Source organism: Symbiopectobacterium sp. (genome assembly GCF_051710365.1).
GTDB lineage: Bacteria > Pseudomonadota > Gammaproteobacteria > Enterobacterales > Enterobacteriaceae > Symbiopectobacterium.
Genome location: NZ_JBPETA010000065.1, coordinates 1 through 16,033 on the forward strand (window position 1 = coordinate 1; position 16,033 = coordinate 16,033).

9 protein-coding genes and 4 pseudogenes are annotated in these 16,033 nt (G+C 54.7%); 5 read left to right on the forward strand and 8 right to left on the reverse strand.

Annotated features, from left to right (window positions below; genetic code table 11):
- The 3 genes and pseudogenes from ACTBDZ_RS08215 to pemA all read left to right on the forward strand — a co-directional run.
- Positions 1-108 (forward strand): annotated as a pseudogene (locus ACTBDZ_RS08215) (IS5 family transposase); the annotation flags it as partial.
- A gap of 94 nt (positions 109-202) precedes the next feature.
- A pseudogene (gene paeY, locus ACTBDZ_RS08220) lies at positions 203-1,838 on the forward strand (pectin acetylesterase PaeY).
- Positions 1,839-1,934: 96 nt separating this feature from the next.
- Complete coding sequence (pemA, locus tag ACTBDZ_RS08225; protein WP_438814962.1) at positions 1,935-3,035, forward strand: pectinesterase PemA; 1,101 nt, start codon at positions 1,935-1,937, stop codon at positions 3,033-3,035.
- Positions 3,036-3,081: 46 nt separating this feature from the next.
- Here pemA and glnB read toward each other — a convergent pair whose 3' ends face one another.
- The 5 genes from glnB to purL all read right to left on the reverse strand — a co-directional run bounded on the left by glnB (position 3,082) and on the right by purL (position 11,672).
- Positions 3,082-3,420, reverse strand: coding sequence for a nitrogen regulatory protein P-II (glnB, locus tag ACTBDZ_RS08230; RefSeq protein WP_195315181.1), 339 nt, complete (start codon positions 3,418-3,420; stop codon positions 3,082-3,084).
- A gap of 103 nt (positions 3,421-3,523) precedes the next feature.
- The gene (gene glrR, locus ACTBDZ_RS08235; protein WP_438814963.1) at positions 3,524-4,861 is read right to left on the reverse strand and encodes a two-component system response regulator GlrR; all 1,338 of its coding nucleotides are present in this window, start codon (positions 4,859-4,861) and stop codon (positions 3,524-3,526) included.
- Between the two features lie 14 nt (positions 4,862-4,875).
- Complete coding sequence (qseG, locus tag ACTBDZ_RS08240; protein WP_438814964.1) at positions 4,876-5,583, reverse strand: two-component system QseEF-associated lipoprotein QseG; 708 nt, start codon at positions 5,581-5,583, stop codon at positions 4,876-4,878.
- Between the two features lie 3 nt (positions 5,584-5,586).
- Positions 5,587-7,023 carry a sensor histidine kinase gene (locus ACTBDZ_RS08245; protein ID WP_438814965.1) on the reverse strand — a complete coding sequence of 479 codons (1,437 nt, stop codon included), beginning with the start codon at positions 7,021-7,023 and terminating at the stop codon, positions 5,587-5,589.
- A gap of 764 nt (positions 7,024-7,787) precedes the next feature.
- A complete protein-coding gene (purL, locus tag ACTBDZ_RS08250; RefSeq protein WP_438814968.1) occupies positions 7,788-11,672 on the reverse strand; it encodes a phosphoribosylformylglycinamidine synthase in 3,885 nt (1,294 codons plus the stop codon).
- Positions 11,673-11,887: 215 nt separating this feature from the next.
- Here purL and mltF point away from each other — a divergent pair, with 215 nt between their 5' ends.
- On the forward strand, positions 11,888-13,414 hold the full coding sequence (gene mltF / locus ACTBDZ_RS08255) for a membrane-bound lytic murein transglycosylase MltF (RefSeq protein WP_438814969.1): 1,527 nt from the start codon (positions 11,888-11,890) through the stop codon (positions 13,412-13,414).
- 4 nt (positions 13,415-13,418) lie between these two features.
- Here mltF and tadA read toward each other — a convergent pair whose 3' ends face one another.
- Together tadA and murQ are read right to left on the reverse strand one after the other, a co-directional pair.
- Complete coding sequence (gene tadA, locus ACTBDZ_RS08260; protein ID WP_438814966.1) at positions 13,419-13,940, reverse strand: tRNA adenosine(34) deaminase TadA; 522 nt, start codon at positions 13,938-13,940, stop codon at positions 13,419-13,421.
- Positions 13,941-14,262: 322 nt separating this feature from the next.
- Positions 14,263-15,158, reverse strand: a pseudogene (murQ, locus tag ACTBDZ_RS08265) (N-acetylmuramic acid 6-phosphate etherase).
- A 536-nt stretch (positions 15,159-15,694) separates the two neighbouring features.
- Here murQ and ACTBDZ_RS08270 point away from each other — a divergent pair.
- A complete protein-coding gene (locus ACTBDZ_RS08270) occupies positions 15,695-15,925 on the forward strand; it encodes a hypothetical protein (protein ID WP_438814967.1) in 231 nt (76 codons plus the stop codon).
- Between the two features lie 39 nt (positions 15,926-15,964).
- Here ACTBDZ_RS08270 and ACTBDZ_RS08275 read toward each other — a convergent pair.
- Positions 15,965-16,033: pseudogene (locus ACTBDZ_RS08275) on the reverse strand (surface-adhesin E family protein); the annotation flags it as partial.

A 16,033-nucleotide genomic window follows, 5' to 3' on the forward strand; every position in this document is an offset into this window, starting at 1 on the left:
AAGGAATATCGACGGATCGCCACACGTTATGAAAAAACGGCAAGAAACTATCTAGCAATGGTGAAACTGGGCTGCATCCGCGTGTTTTACCACCGGTTACGCAATTAAGGGACACAGCCTAGCACTGCGGCAAGCCTGTTGCACACCACCAAAACGACGTCGTCTTTTTTACTACTTTTTGCTACAAGGGATGTATCTGACCATGTCTACACGATTTTCTCACCGCATTACGCTCGCGCTGCTGATTAGCGCTTCCGTGGGCTATGCCCATGCACAAAAGAATGCAGCACCGGCTAGCGAAACGCTGCCCGCCACGGTGTTGGGAGAACACACTACGCTCGAAGGCATCGTTGCACACCGCGATGCGCGCCTGCCCGCCACCATTATTGTGCGTGACCAACAAGGGCACCGTCGCCAAACGCAAACGGATGAGCAAGGCCACTACCAGTTGGACGTGTCTGAATTAACGGCACCGCTGCGCCTGTCTGCGGTCGAGTCCGGCGGCAATAACTGTTTGTTGAACAATCAGGCGCGTGCCATCTGCCTGAGCGCGTTGTTGCCAACCGCTCAATCGGGTAAAGGAAACATCGCCAACATCAACCCGTTTACCGATCGCATCGCCTCCGACATGGCCGCGACGGCAGGCTACATCGGACCTCAGCAACTCTCCGATGATGCAGGAACGCCCGCGCTCTCAGCCGCAACCTGGAAACAGGCTAATGCGGTGTTTCATGCCGGTTTCTGTCCCGCGTTAAAACAGGCGGGCATCACTAACCCTGCACAGTTTGATCCCCTGCACTACCCGGCAACGCAGCAAAAAGCCGTTCGCCAACTGGTCGACGTAATCAATCACAACCGCAACTACCATAACGACAGCGGGCAAGCGGGCCACACCGTACTGACGGACAGCGTGTTCCGACCGATCGTCGGTCTTAGCGCCGATGGCAGCTACGAAGGGCTGGATTATGGCTATGCGCGTCGTCAGTTGGATGAGATCAAAAAGGCCAAGACGCGCATCTTTATCGTTGGCGACTCCACCGCTGCCAACTACGAGAAACTGCGTTTCCCACGCATGGGCTGGGCACAGGTGTTTGAACAGCAATTCCGCCATGACGGCAGCGTCAAAGTGATCAACGGTGCCCGTGCCGGACGCAGCTCGCGCGATTTCTTCTATGAAGGCTGGTTCCAACAGATGCAGCCGCTGATGCAACCCGGCGACTACATTTTCATTCAGATGGGCCACAACGATCAGAACTGTAACGGTGCCAGAGCGGTACGCGGCGCAGCGGATGTCGGCAACCTGTGTACCTATCCCAATGATGCGGCAGGCAAGCGCCAATTCCCGCAGGGTAAACCAGACATGTCATTCCAGAACGCGCTGGAACGCTATATCACCTATGCCCGCCAGCATCAGATGATCCCAGTGCTGTTAACGCCAACAACCCGCGTGAAAGATGCACAAGGCAAAGACGGCACCCCTGCCGTTCACAGTCACTTCACCCGTCAAAATGCTGAAAGGCTTTGCCTTTATCGGTGACTACAGCCAAACCATCAAAGATACCGCGAAAGCCAACAATGTCCCGTTGCTGGATGTCGAACCCGATACCATTGCACTGGCTAACCGGGATAAAGGACATCACTGGAAACAGTACTGGCTGGTGATCGATCCTAAACGCTACCCGTACTACAAAGATCAGGCGGGCAGCACCAGCAAACCGGATACCACCCATTTCCAACAAAAAGGCGCGATTGCCGTGGCCGAGATCGTCGCAGACAACATTCGCGCCGACGACGCACTGCGCCCGCTGGCTGATCATCTGCTCAAGAAAAAACACTAAGGCTTTACTCCCCTGAGCGTTTGCTCAGGGGCGCTTTCCCATCGTGCGAATAGATGGGCTTTACCTCTCGGACACTACAGTTAAGGAATGATCGGTATGTTTAAACCCCTCTCAGGCGCGATTGCGCTGGCCGTTCTGGTGGCCGCACCCTGGCAGCACGTCATTGCCAGTTCAGATGTTAACGCGGTGGTTTCTGCCACTGCACCTGCTGCACCCAACACCTTTAAAACCATTGGTGAGGCTATCGCCAGCGCGCCTGCCGATACCACACCGTTTGTTATTTACATCAAAAAGGGCACCTACCACGAGCGCCTGGTGATTACCCGCCCCAACGTGCATTTTAAGGGCGAAGACCGTGACCACACCATTATTGCTGTGGATACTGCCGCCGGTGCCCTGAAGCCAGACGGCTCCAAATGGGGTACCTCCGGCAGCTATACGGTAAAGATAGATGCGCCTGATTTCAGTGCCCGTACGCTCACCATCCGTAACGATTTTGACTATCTGGGCAATGAAGCCAAGAAGAGTGATGACCCGACCAAGATAAAAGACACTCAGGCCGTGGCACTGTTGGTGGCGGAGAAGAGCGATCGTGCCTACTTCCACGATGTCAGCCTGGTAGGTTATCAAGACACGCTGTATGTCAAAGGGGGTCGCAGTTTCTTTGAGAAATGCCGTATCAGCGGCACCGTGGACTTTATTTTCGGTAACGGCACGGCGCTGTTTGATGATTGCGATATCGTCGCCCGCACGCGCGTTAATCCCGGCGATGAATCCTATGGCTACCTGACCGCTCCCAGCACTGATATCAATCAGAAGTGCGGTCTGGTGATTACTAACAGCCGGGTGTTCAAGGAAGGCAGCAATGTCCCCGCGAAAAGCTATGCGCTCGGTCGCCCCTGGCATCCGACGACCACCTTCCCTGATGGCCGCTATGCCGACCCTAACGCTATCGGACAAACGGTGTTTATCAACACCCAGATGGACGATGTGATCTACGGTTGGGACAAAATGTCCGGCAAAGATATCAAAGGCGAGAAAATCTGGTTCCAGCCGCAGGATTCGCGTTTCTTCGAATACCAATCAACCGGTGCGGGCGCAGAAAAAAATGACGGACGGCGTCAGCTCACCGCAGAGCAGGCCGCAGAATACAGTAAGGAAAAGGTTCTGGCGGGCTGGACACCCACCGCACCTTGACAGGACGTTCCACGATCCTCGCTCGGCGGGGATCGTGGCTAAAGCATCAGATAGCCGCTTCGTCTTCTTCGCCAGTACGGATACGCACTACGCGTGCCACATCAAACACGAAAATCTTGCCGTCACCAATTTTGCCGGTCTGGGCGGTCTGAATGATGGTTTCGACACAGGTATCGACGATGTCATCGGCAACCACCAGCTCGATTTTTACCTTGGGCAGAAAATCGACCATATATTCTGCACCGCGATACAGTTCGGTATGGCCCTTCTGGCGCCCGAATCCTTTTACTTCCGTGACGGTCATGCCGGTGATACCCACTTCGGCTAACGCTTCACGCACGTCGTCCAATTTAAACGGTTTGATAATTGCATCTATTTTTTTCATGAAATAACCTTTGTGAACCTGTTTCTCTTCGACCGCAGTCGGGCATCAGTAACAAACATTCAGTGAAACGGTAACGCCAGGTGCAACAACGTCAAACGCGTTGTCACTCTTTAAAATCGTTAGCATCCAATGCGTGACGTCCAAGCAATTTATAGAATTCGGTGCGATTACGCCCCGCCATTCTGGCCGCCTGCGTCACGTTGCCTTTGGCAATTTGCAGCAACTTACGTAAATAGTTCAGCTCAAACTGGTGACGTGCCTCCACAAAGGTCGGCAACGCGGTATTCTCGCCTTCCAACGCCTGTTCTACCAGCGCATCGTTAATCACTGGCGCACTGGTCAACGCCACGCAGCGTTCAATCACATTCACCAGTTGACGCACATTACCGGGCCAACTCGCCGTCATCAAGCGTTTCATCGCATCACTGGAAAAACTGCGAACGAACGGCTTATGACGATTGGCCGCTTCACGCAGCAGATGATTTGCCAGCAGCGGAATATCCTCGGCCCGTTCATGCAGTGCGGGCAATTTCATGGTCACTACATTTAAACGGTAGTAGAGATCTTCACGAAATTCGCCTTTTTCCATGGCTACCGGCAAATCGCGGTGCGTGGCGGAGAGAATGCGCACATTGATATCGATATCCCGATTGCTGCCCAATGGGCGCACCTTGCGTTCCTGCAATACACGCAGCAGTTTGACCTGTAAAGACAGCGGCATATCGCCGATTTCGTCAAGGAACAGCGTGCCCCCTTCGGCCGCCTGAAACAGCCCCTCGCGGCTGCTGACCGCACCGGTAAACGCGCCTTTGGCATGACCAAACAGTTCAGACTCCAGCAACGGTTCTGGCAGTGCACCGCAGTTGATAGCGATAAAGGCGTTTTTTGCACGCGGACTGGCACTGTGGATTGCCCGCGCCAGCACCTCTTTCCCTGTTCCGCTCAGGCCATTAATCAGCACGCTCACGTCAGATTGCGCCACCAGTTTAGCTTGTTCCAGCAGACGCAGCATCACCGGGCTGCGCGTCACGATGGTTTCTCGCCAGTGAGATTCTCCGGCTGGGGCGCTGAGCGCCAGCGCATCATCGATCGCCTTATAGAGCGCATCGCGATCCACCGGTTTGGTCAAAAAGCCAAATACCCCTTGCTGCGTCGCGGCCACAGCGTCTGGAATCGATCCGTGGGCGGTAAGAATGATCACCGGCAGCCCTGGCTGCTGCTTCTGTATTTCAGAAAACAGCGCCAGGCCATCCATTTCATCCATGCGCAAATCGCTGATGACCAAATCAATGCTATCGCGTGCCAGCACGCGCAGCGCTTCCGCGCCGCTTTCAGCCGTCACGACATGAAACCCTTCGCTGGTCAAACGCATACCCAGCAGTTTTAGCAAACTGGGATCGTCATCGACCAGCAGCAAATCAGCCGTTTTTCGAATTGTCATGGGCGTGTAGGCTCCTATTTTGACGCCGCAGGCGCACCGTGGCGTTCCACCGCGCCAGACTCATGCGAAGCCGCAGGCTCCGGAAGTTCACTGCTCATCGGCTTGCGGGTGGAAAGCTGACGCTCAATATCTGTCAGGTTTTCCAGCTTGCGAGTCGTCACATCCAGTTGATATTGCAAATTGTTCTGTTGAACCCGCATCGCTTCGAGCTGTTTGTCGTTGGCCTCCTGCAAACGCTGAGTGCGTATGCGCTCATCCGTCAACGCCAGCCAGAACGTTTGCTTGTCCTGCCAGGTTTGCAGCAGCGGACGCAGCGCCGCGGGAAAGTCCGTTTGAAACCCATTCAGCCGATCGAGCGCCTGACGCCGTTCCGCCGGGGTGATTTTGACTTGATCGAGTAAAATGCTCTGCTTGAATGCCTGATCCCAGGTCGTGCTCCCCAGCGTTTGCGCCGCCTCACGCGCCTGTTGCGGGGTTAATCGCTCAGCACAATCCATCGCGCGCAACCAATATAGGGCGTTATTCACCGCGTCGCGATCGTCAATGTGCCACAGGCTATCGCACTGCGTCAGACGGTAGTCGCTCACTTGTTCCCTCGGCGTGACATTTTCAACATCACGTATCGCAATACGGTGATGGGTGGTGTCAACGCAGCCCGCGAGCAGCGCCAGGAGCGCCAACACCGAACCGCGAACCCTGCCGTCAGAGCACCTTGCTTTCATTTGTTATTCATTCTCAGCGGTTAAGGGCAATTCAATACGAAAACAGACATCAGCATAATCCACCGGTATCAGGCTCAGTTCCCCCCGCATACGACGAATACAATCGCGCGCAATGCTCAACCCAAGACCGCTGCCTTTCACCGCACCTTTGCGCTGGTGGCTTCCCTGATAAAAGGGCTCAAAAATCATGCCTTGTTCTGCTTCAGGGATCAACGCGCCATCGTTGGCGACATCGATTTGAACCCGGTGCCCATGCTGGCGACTCCGAATCCAAATGTTACCGGATTCCTTGCCGTAGTGCACCGCATTGGAATAGAGATTATCGATAATGCGCATCAGTAATGTGGTCTCGGCCCAGCACTGGGTAATATCAAGCCGCGTTTCGGTGTGTATCGCCTTGGTGCGCGCCGGCAAACTGTGCGAAGACATCACAATATCCACCACTTCATCAATGTCGACAGGCTCCATCTCCGTTGGGGTATCCGCCAGCTTGCGGTTGTAATCCAGCAACTGATCGATAAGTTCCAACAGGTGCCGACTGCTGTTATCCAGAATAGCCACCACGTCTTTTTGATCCAACGTCAATGGCCCGACAACTTCGTCGGCCAATAGCGAAGTGCCTTCGCGCAGGCTCGCCAACGGGGTTTTCAGCTCATGGGAGATATGACGCAGAAATTCGTGCCGCTGCGATTCCAACCAGGAAAGTCGCTCACTCAGCCAGATAATACGTTGTGCCAGCGTGCGAATCTCTCTTGGCCCCTTAAAGGTGCTGGTATTACCGAGCGATCGCCCTTCTCCCAGGCGTTTGATCATGCGCTCCACGCCGTTAACCGGTCCGATAATCATACGGGTAAACAGCACCACTAACAGCAAACTGACCATAAACAGTACCAGCGACTGCCAGCCGAAAAACTTGCCGCGCTCGGCGATGCCCTGTTGCAATTGCTGCCCGCGAGAAAACACCACTTCACGCGTCATTTGCAGCAATTGCGCATTGGCCTGCGCAAACTGCGTCAGTTGTTCCTGCGCCGCGTTAGTCGGCGTGCTATTGACACAATCCAGGGTCGCCAGCGCAGCAAGGTGCTGGCTTAGCTGTTGGTAAGTGCGGGGATCGGGCAGGACATTTCTGTGCGCTTCCAGCATCTGCGCATACTGTTTGTGTTGGCTTTGGTAGAGGGTAGCCAGCGTGCTGTCATCCAGCACACAGTATTGACGATAGCTGCGCTCCATCGCCAATGCGGTGCCACTCATGGCTTCACTGCGGCGCGCGTCCACCAGCATGGATTTGTTAATGTCCGCCGCTTGTTCGCTCAGCGTATCCAGGCTGTCATACGCCTGATAGGCCAGCACCAACAGCGGCAGAAGGACCAGCAGGAACGCCATAATCACTAATTGGCGCAAAGAGCGCGGAAACAGACGCCAGCGTTTCAAGGAAATCATCTCGTTATTTATTCATCCGTCATGATGCTAACGAAGTGGCATAAAAGCGCAATGTTTTTCCCTTGAGTAAGCGGGGGTGATAAACCCATCAAGAGGTGCAGAAAAGAGAGTCAGTCGCTGCCCGGTTGCGTATGCGCTAACCGGGCAACTGAATAGGTGGTGCCTCACTCAACGTGTCGCCCGATGTTTTATAAAGCTGCATGGCAGACTGTTATCGGTGTAGTGGACGATAGGCACCCTTTCTTGTGGCGTCATTCGGAGTGTTATGAGCGCAAAGCGACATCATCAACAGCGCAATCATAACGAGGTGAATGAGCAACGCGAGACATTATGCACTATTCATGCCAGTTCGCAACATTGATTTTAAAATACTGATAAATAATAACTTAAATTTACACCAGTCGGTTAAAGGACGGTGAGGTGCCTTTATTCACGTCATACTACGCCGCGAATCGCTGAAACCTGTCGTCAAAAAAAGACGATTTATATCACTCAACGTATCGACTAAATAAAATCAATTAATTAAATGTCTCCAAACAGAGACACCAATAAAGCCGATTGTCGCTGTATTGCGACACCCTACCTAAAACCGTCATTCCCCCCTCCGTCATTCCCGCGAAAGCGGGAATCTCTTGCAGAAGAGACGCGTTTCCTCTTACAGAGCTCCCCAGCTTTCGCCAAGGATGACCAGCAGGTAACGTGGCGTTGTCATCAGATTAAAAAGGGGCTATTCGCCCCTTTTATAGTCAATGTCCAGCTAACCCTTAGCCAAGCTGACGACGCGCGTTGCGGAACATGCGCATCCACGGGCTGTCTTCACCCCAGGTTTCCGGGTGCCAGGAGTTACTCACGGTACGGAAAACGCGTTCCGGGTGCGGCATCATCACCGTGGCACGACCACTGGTGCTGGTGACTGCCGTGATGCCGTTCGGAGAACCGTTCGGGTTCGCCGGATAGTTCTCGGTTACCTGCCCAAAGTTGTTCACGAAGCGCAGTGCGACCAGATGCTCATGCTCCAACGCCGCCAAGTGGGCAGCATCGCGCACTTCAACGTGCCCTTCACCGTGAGAAACCGCGATTGGCATGCGCGATCCCACCATGTCATTCATAAACAATGACGGACTTTTGGTGACTTCAACCAGGCTGAAGCGCGCTTCAAAGCGGTCAGACAGGTTGCGCACAAAGCGCGGCCAGTGGTCTGTACCCGGGATCAGTTCGCGCAGATTGGACATCATCTGGCAACCGTTGCACACGCCGAGTGCCAGCGTTTGCGGACGTTGGAAGAAAGCGGCAAACTCATCGCGCACCCGCGGGTTAAACAGAATGGATTTCGCCCAGCCCTCGCCCGCACCCAACACATCGCCGTAAGAGAAGCCACCGCAAGCGACCAGCGCCTGGATGTCTTGCAGGTTGCGACGACCAGCCAGCAAATCATTCATGTGCACATCGATGGCGTCAAAACCGGCGCGATGGAACGCGGCCGCCATTTCAACGTGAGAGTTAACACCCTGCTCACGCAACACCGCCACTTTAGGACGAACACCTTTGGCGATGAAGGGCGCAGCAATATCCTGTGCTGGATCGAAAGTCAGTGAGACATTCAGGCCCGGATCGGTCTCATCCTGTTTAGCAGCATGTTCCTGATCGGCACAGTGCGGGTTGTCACGCAGGCGCTGCATCTGCCAGGTGGTTTCCGCCCACCAGGTGCGCAGCGTGGTGCGGCTCTCCTGATACACCACATCGTTTCCATGCGTAATCACAAAGTGGTTGCCCTGAGCGGCATGACCCAAACGGTGAACAATATCAGCCAAACCGTGATCGGCCAGTACCTGTTCAACGTGCGCCAGACGATCGGCGGACACTTGAATCACCGCACCCAGTTCTTCGGTAAACAGCGAGGCCAGCGGATCGTTACCCAATGCCGCGATATCAACCTCGATACCACAGTGACCGGTAAACGCCATTTCTGCCAGCGTCACCAACAGACCACCGTCAGAACGGTCGTGATAGGCCAGCAACGCATCATCCACCACCAGTGTTTGGATAGCGTTAAAGAAACCAGCCAACTGTTGCGGATTACGCACATCCGCAGTATGGCGGCCCAACTGACGATAGACCTGTGCCAGCGCTGTCGCGCCCAGCGTATGGTGTCCGGCACCCAGGTCGATAAGCAGCAGCACGTTATCACGATCGGCGCGCAGCTGCGGCGTGACGGTTTTACGCACATCTTCCACGCGGGCGAATGCCGTGATCACCAGCGAAAGCGGAGAGGTGACGCTGCGCTCCTGATCGCCATCTTGCCAGCGGGTTTTCATCGACATGGAGTCTTTACCCACCGGAATGGTCAACCCCAATGCCGGGCAGAGTTCTTCGCCGATGGCTTTTACCGCTTCGTAAAGTCCGGCATCTTCACCGGGGTGTCCTGCTGCCGACATCCAGTTTGCGGAGAGCTTCACGCGCGTTAGCGCGCCAATCTGGGTCGCGGCAATGTTGGTTAACGCTTCCCCCACCGCCAGACGCGCGGAGGCACCAAAGTTACGCAACGCCACAGGCGCACGTTCGCCAATCGACATCGCTTCACCGTGGTAGCTGTCGAGGCTTGCAGTAGTGACGGCACAGTTTGCCACCGGGATCTGCCACGGTCCGACCATCTGATCGCGTGCCACCATACCGGTTACGGAACGGTCACCAATGGTGATCAGGAAGGTTTTCTCTGCCACCACCGGCAGGTGCATCACACACTCTACCGCTTCGGCCAGGAAGATACCTTCGCGATTCAGCAATGTGCCCTCGCTAGCCAGGCGTTTAACATCGCGCAGCATTTTCGGCGTTTTGCCCAGCAGCACGTCGAGCGGCAGATCGATCGGCTGATTATTGAAGTGGCGATCGTTCAGGGTTAAATGCTGCTCTTCCGTCGCTTCACCAATTACAGCGTAAGGGGCGCGCTCACGGCGGCACAGCTCATCAAACAGCGCCAGTTTTTCCGGTGCAACCGCCAGTACATAGCGCTCTTGCGATTCGTTACACCACACTTCCAGCGGGCTCATGCCCGGCTCATCGTTGAGAATGTCGCGCAGCTCAAAGCGCCCGCCGCGCCCGCCATCACTCACCAGCTCCGGCATGGCGTTGGACAGACCGCCCGCCCCCACGTCGTGGATAAACAGGATCGGGTTCTCTTCACCCAACTGCCAGCAGCGGTCGATCACTTCCTGACAACGGCGTTCCATTTCCGGGTTATCGCGCTGTACGGAGGCGAAATCCAGATCGGCGTCAGATTGGCCGGAGGCCATGGAGGAGGCTGCACCGCCGCCCAGACCGATATTCATGGAGGGGCCACCCAGCACAATCAGCTTGGCGCCTACCGTGATCTCGCCTTTTTTCACGTGATCGACACGGATGTTACCAATACCGCCCGCCAGCATCACCGGCTTGTGATAACCGCGCAGCTCGCTGCCGTTATGGCTGTCAACCTGCTCTTCATATGTACGGAAGTAACCGGTCAGCGCAGGGCGACCAAACTCGTTATTAAAGGCCGCGCCGCCCAGCGGGCCATCAATCATAATGTCCAACGCGCTGACGATACGATCCGGCTTACCGAAATCTTCTTCCCACGGCTGTTCAAAGTTAGGAATACGCAGGTTAGAGACCGAGAACCCGACCAGACCCGCTTTGGGTTTGGCACCGCGCCCCGTTGCCCCTTCATCGCGAATTTCGCCACCGGAACCGGTCGCCGCCCCCGGCCAGGGAGAAATGGCCGTCGGATGGTTATGGGTTTCCACTTTCATCAGAATGTGTGTCGGTTCCTGATGGTAGGCATAGTGCCCTTGCGGATCGGCAAAGAAACGCCCTGCTTCGGAGCCTTCCATCACCGCCGCGTTATCTTTATAAGCAGACAACACGTGTTCCGGCGTGTGCTCGAAGGTGTTCTTGATCATTTTGAACAGCGACTTGGGCTGTGCTTCACCGTCAATCACCCAGTCAGCGTTAAAAATTTTGTGGCGGCAGTGCTCAGAGTTGGCCTGAGCAAACATATAGAGTTCAATGTCGGTCGGATTGCGGCCCAAACGGGTAAAGGCATCCAACAGGTAGTCAATTTCATCTTCCGCCAGTGCCAATCCAAGACGCACGTTGGCCTGTTCCAACGCCTTACGCCCTTCCAGCAAAGCGTCTACCCGCTTCAACGGGGCAGGCTGATGTTGGGCAAACAGCTGTTCCGCCTGCGCCATCTCGGTGAATACCGTTTCCATCATGCGGTCATGCAGCAGCGCGCCCAGTTGCTGCCACTGTTCTTCGCTCAGCGTCGGCGCATGAATATAGAAGGCTAATCCGCGCTCCAGACGAATCACCTTGTCCAGGCCGCAGTTGCGCGCAATATCAGTAGCTTTGGAAGACCAGGGAGAAATGGTGCCGGGACGCGGTGTGACCAACAGTAAGCGCCCACTTGGCTCATGCTCCGCGAGAGAGGGGCCATATTTTAACAGTCGTGTCAGTTTGACCTGCTCATCGCTGTTCAGTGGTGCACGCACGGCGGCGAAGTGAACGTACTCCGCATAGATGTCACTAATTGGCAAAAAGTGCTCTTTGCAACGCGTCAGCAACTTATTTACATGGAAGGCCGATAGGGCAGGTGAACCACGCAGTATTTCCATCATCTAAAAAATCTCTCGTCTTCGATGTACTGAGTTTCAGTACGTCAGTGGGCGCTACTTTGTCGCGCAGCCAAGGGGGGAAACGCGCGTCATTATAGAGAATTGTGACGCCCGACGAAACCGTTTGTGCAGAGTTTGTTGCACATCTTATTTTCGTCATGGTCAAACTTTAACCTGATGGATAACTGTTGCACACTGGCGGTTTGTTAAGCAAAATGCCCCCACTCTGGGAGAGTGTAGACAAAAAAACTGCCGTTACAGACAGAAAGGCCACACGGCCACCGAGAGATAACTATTTGAAGCGTTTAACATTAAATTATTTTTTCATCGGGGTTATTACGTTACTGCTGATGTTGGCGCTCTGGCCCAACATCCCCTGGCACAGCGGCCAGGATACCCAGCTCAATCATATCCTTTCTCGGGGCGAGCTGCGTATCAGCACGCTCAATTCGCCGCTAACCTATACCGTCAGTAACGGAACCCCCTCAGGACTCGATTATGAACTGGCTAAACGATTCGCCGATTACCTTGGCGTGAAGCTGGTGGTGTCGGCACGTCCAAATCTTGACGCCCTGTTCGATGATTTAGACAACGACAATGCCGATCTGCTTGCCGCCGGGCTGATCTACAACCATGAGCGATTGGATCGCTTTCGCGCGGGACCAACGTATTATTCCGTTTCGCAGCAACTGGTTTACCGCATGGGCGCCACGCGCCCTAAAAACCTGGAAAAACTGAGCGGTCGGTTAGCGGTCACATCGGGCTCAGCCCATATCGCCACGTTACGCGATTTGAAAAACAATAAATATCCAGCGTTAAGCTGGGAAGCCGCTTCAGACCTGAGCACGCAGGATTTGCTCAAACAGGTGGCGCAAGGCGCGTTGGATTACACGCTGGCAGATTCCGTCACCATCGGTTTGATGCAGCGCATTCACCCGCAGCTTTCCGTGGCGTTCGATCTGAGCGACGAAGAACCGGTCACCTGGTATATGCGCCGTACCCAGGACGACAGCCTGTACGCCGCACTGTTGGACTTTTTCAGCCAAACTGTGGAAGACGGCACGTTGGCGCGCCTGGAAGAGAAATACCTCGGCCATGTGTGCGAATTTGATTATGTCGATACCCGCACCTTCCTGAGCTCCATCGATAACACCTTGCCCGATCTGCAACCGTTGTTTGCCAAATATGCCAGCGACATTGACTGGAAATTGCTGGCAGCCATGTCTTATCAGGAATCGCACTGGAACCCGTTGGCAACCTCACCGACTGGCGTGCGCGGGTTGATGATGCTGACGCGTAACACTGCGGAGAGCCTGAATGTGACCGACAGGCTCGATCCGGAACAGAGCATTAGCGGTGGCGCACGCTATCTGGCGCACATGATGGAAAAAATGCCGGAAAGCATCCCCGTGGATGAGAAGATTTGGTTTGCACTGGCCTCTTACAATATGGGCTATGCCCATCTGCTGGATGCGCGCAAACTGACGGAAAAACAGAAGGGTAATCCCGATAGCTGGGCGGATGTGAAGGTTCGCCTGCCGATGCTCAGCCAGAAACGCTACTATACCCAGACCACCTACGGCTATGCACGCGGCCACGAAGCCTACAACTACGTTGAAAATATCCGCCGCTATATGCTGAGTCTGGAAGGGTATCTGACCGAGAAAGCCAATAAAATCCAGCAGCAGGAACTGTTAGCGAGCGCTTACCCTGCCGTACCGCCAGAAAAACTCGGCAAATAAGGTATCAGGCTGCCCCGTCAGCCTTTTCCTGAGCACGTCGTGCTTTATGCTGCGCGCGGCGTATACGGAAAAAATCGCTGAGGATATGAGCGCATTCAGCAGTCAGCACGCCAGACGTGATCGCTATCTGATGATTCATGCCAGGATGGCGCAGGATGTCGACCAATGATCCTGCTGCCCCGGTTTTTTCATCGTTGGCACCATACACCAGTAGACCAATGCGGCTGTGTACCATCGCCCCGGCGCACATCACGCAAGGCTCAAGTGTCACATACAGCGTCGCATTGATTAAGCGGTAGTTCTGCAAGACTTTTCCCCCCTGACGCAGCGCCATGATTTCGGCGTGCGCCGTTGGATCGTGATGGCCGATGGGGCGATTCCAGCCCTCACCAATCACCTGATTATCCAGAACCAGAACGGCACCAACGGGCACCTCCCCCTCCTCTTGCGCCCGTTGGGCCAGAGTCAGGGCATGACGCATCCAATATTCATCAGGCGTGTCATGGCCATCAAGGGTGTCATTCATGGTGCCTCCCGGGTATTCATCGCGCTTTTTTGGTCGCGCGCATTATACAGGGTGTGAAGAAAAAGCAGAGTGCTTATTGCCTCGCAGGCACCGTTACTCCAACTGTTGCAGCGTGCCTGCACGCGTCACGCGCCAGCGGTGTTCGCAAAAAAACAGCCAAACATGTCCTGACGATGTAGCGTGCCGTCCAAATCAAAAAACACGATACGTGTCGGTGATTGTTCACCCAAACCGTTTTCCCCTTGCCAATGTATTAACTGCTTTTGCGTAAGGCGTTAAGACACGCTCAGCCTCTATTACCGCGTTATACCCTACAGGTATATCAGGGTAACAGCGCATCGCGTAGATAACCGTGGTGCCTTTCCAACCGCTGCTCGGCCTCTGTGGCGCTGATACCGCTGAGGATCATCAGTATAGCGGGTTTGGCCGCATAGCCGGTTTCTTGTAACGCTCGTTGCGCCTCGTCACGTGCGGCCCCTGTGGCTTCCATCACGATGCGACAGGCCCGGTCTACCAGTTTTTCATTGGTGGCTTTTACATCAACCATCAAGTTTTGGTACACCTTTCCCAGCTTAACCATCACCCCCGTGGAGAGCATGTTAAGCACCAGCTTTTGTGCCGTACCTGATTTCAGACGCGTCGAACCGGTCAACGCCTCCGGCCCCACAACGGGAGAAATCGCCACCTCGGCCAGCGCGGCAATCGGGGAGGCTGGGTTGCAAGAGATGGCGACCGTACCACAGCCTTGACGCCGGGCATATTTCAGCGCGCCAATGACATAAGGCGTGCGACCCGATGCGGCCAGCCCCACCACGGTGTCCTGTGGCGTCAGCGACAGCGCAACCAGATCGGCCTCACCGAGGGCAGGATCGTCCTCCGCACCTTCAACAGCCTTCAACAACGCGCCGGGTCCACCGGCTATCAACCCGATAACCAGCCCGTGAGGCACACCAAAGGTAGGTGGAGACATTCAGACGCATCAAGCACCCCTAATCTCCCGCTGGTACCCGCCCCGAGATAGATCAATCGCCCACCTGCTTTCATTCTGGCAGCCGCTATATCCACCGCGCGCGCAATCTCCGGCAACACCAGACCTATCGCCTCGGGCACTTTACGGTCTTCCTGATTGAACAGCGTCATCATCGCAAGCGTTGTTTGACTGTCCAGCTCCCTCGTTGCCGGATTGCGGGTTTCTGATACCAAGGTTGCTAAATTCATTTTCCTCTCCTTGACACACGGTGTGCGCTGCTGGCCCAACTTGTTACTATACCCTAAAAAATTCGCGTTGCAGGAAGAGGGGTAAAGGGGTGATTCGAGTGACAACGCTGCGACGTAAAACGTGGCGGGTATAATTACTTTTGGCTGCCATAAAAGTAGGTTATTCTGCCATAATAGTTAACGACAATTCGTCTGTATCGACAGCGTTTCCGCCCTCAGCGCCTATTCTATACCCTAAATAATTCGAGTTGCAGGAAGGCGGCAAGTGAGCGAATCCCGATGAGCTCACTCAGGTAAGTGATTCGGGTGAGCGAGTGCAGCCAACGCACCTGCAACTTGAAGTATGACGGGTATATTTCTCACGCCAGGAAGGTGTGCATGTCTGCCTTGTGTTCAACAGGGCCGCATGGCGTATTTTCACGCAATAAGGCCTGCACACCGCAATGAGGATGAGAGGCTTACTCTGGTTCAGTCAATAGCGAAGAGAAACACCGGTGAATGGCCGCTGGATAACGACATGGCGTAATAAAGGGGTTATGCTTCTGCTGTTCAGCAGTCTGTTGCTGCTGACGGCAACGCTGCGCGCGGATTGGGATTTCGTCACCATTAATCAGCGCACGGAACAACTTTACGGCCCCGCAACACCGGAAGCGCGTAAGCGAATTAATGAGTGGCAGGCATTATTAAGCTCATTGCCCGGCAGCGATGAAAAAAAATTATTGGAATCGGTAAACCGTTTTTTTAATGAACGGGGCTTTGTTGAATAAATCAGAACTTGTAACGACTGTGCCCCATCGGGTCGATTGTTACGTGATGCGAATACTGTTCGGCATTCCTAATAGCGTGATCCGGTTAAGCGCTTTGACCATCGCCAT

Bases quoted from the DNA above. Each gene is read 5' to 3' on its own strand.
- qseG (WP_438814964.1), bottom strand. From the start codon at position 5,583: ATGAAAGCAAGGTGCTCTGACGGCAGGGTTCGCGGTTCGGTGTTGGCG.
- pemA (WP_438814962.1), top strand. From the start codon at position 1,935: ATGTTTAAACCCCTCTCAGGCGCGATTGCGCTGGCCGTTCTGGTGGCC.
- tadA (WP_438814966.1), bottom strand. From the start codon at position 13,940: ATGAATGACACCCTTGATGGCCATGACACGCCTGATGAATATTGGATG.
- mltF (WP_438814969.1), top strand. From the start codon at position 11,888: ATGCCCCCACTCTGGGAGAGTGTAGACAAAAAAACTGCCGTTACAGAC.
- ACTBDZ_RS08245 (WP_438814965.1), bottom strand. From the start codon at position 7,023: ATGATTTCCTTGAAACGCTGGCGTCTGTTTCCGCGCTCTTTGCGCCAA.
- glrR (WP_438814963.1), bottom strand. From the start codon at position 4,861: ATGACAATTCGAAAAACGGCTGATTTGCTGCTGGTCGATGACGATCCC.
- purL (WP_438814968.1), bottom strand. From the start codon at position 11,672: ATGGAAATACTGCGTGGTTCACCTGCCCTATCGGCCTTCCATGTAAAT.
- glnB (WP_195315181.1), bottom strand. From the start codon at position 3,420: ATGAAAAAAATAGATGCAATTATCAAACCGTTTAAATTGGACGACGTG.
- ACTBDZ_RS08270 (WP_438814967.1), top strand. From the start codon at position 15,695: ATGCTTCTGCTGTTCAGCAGTCTGTTGCTGCTGACGGCAACGCTGCGC.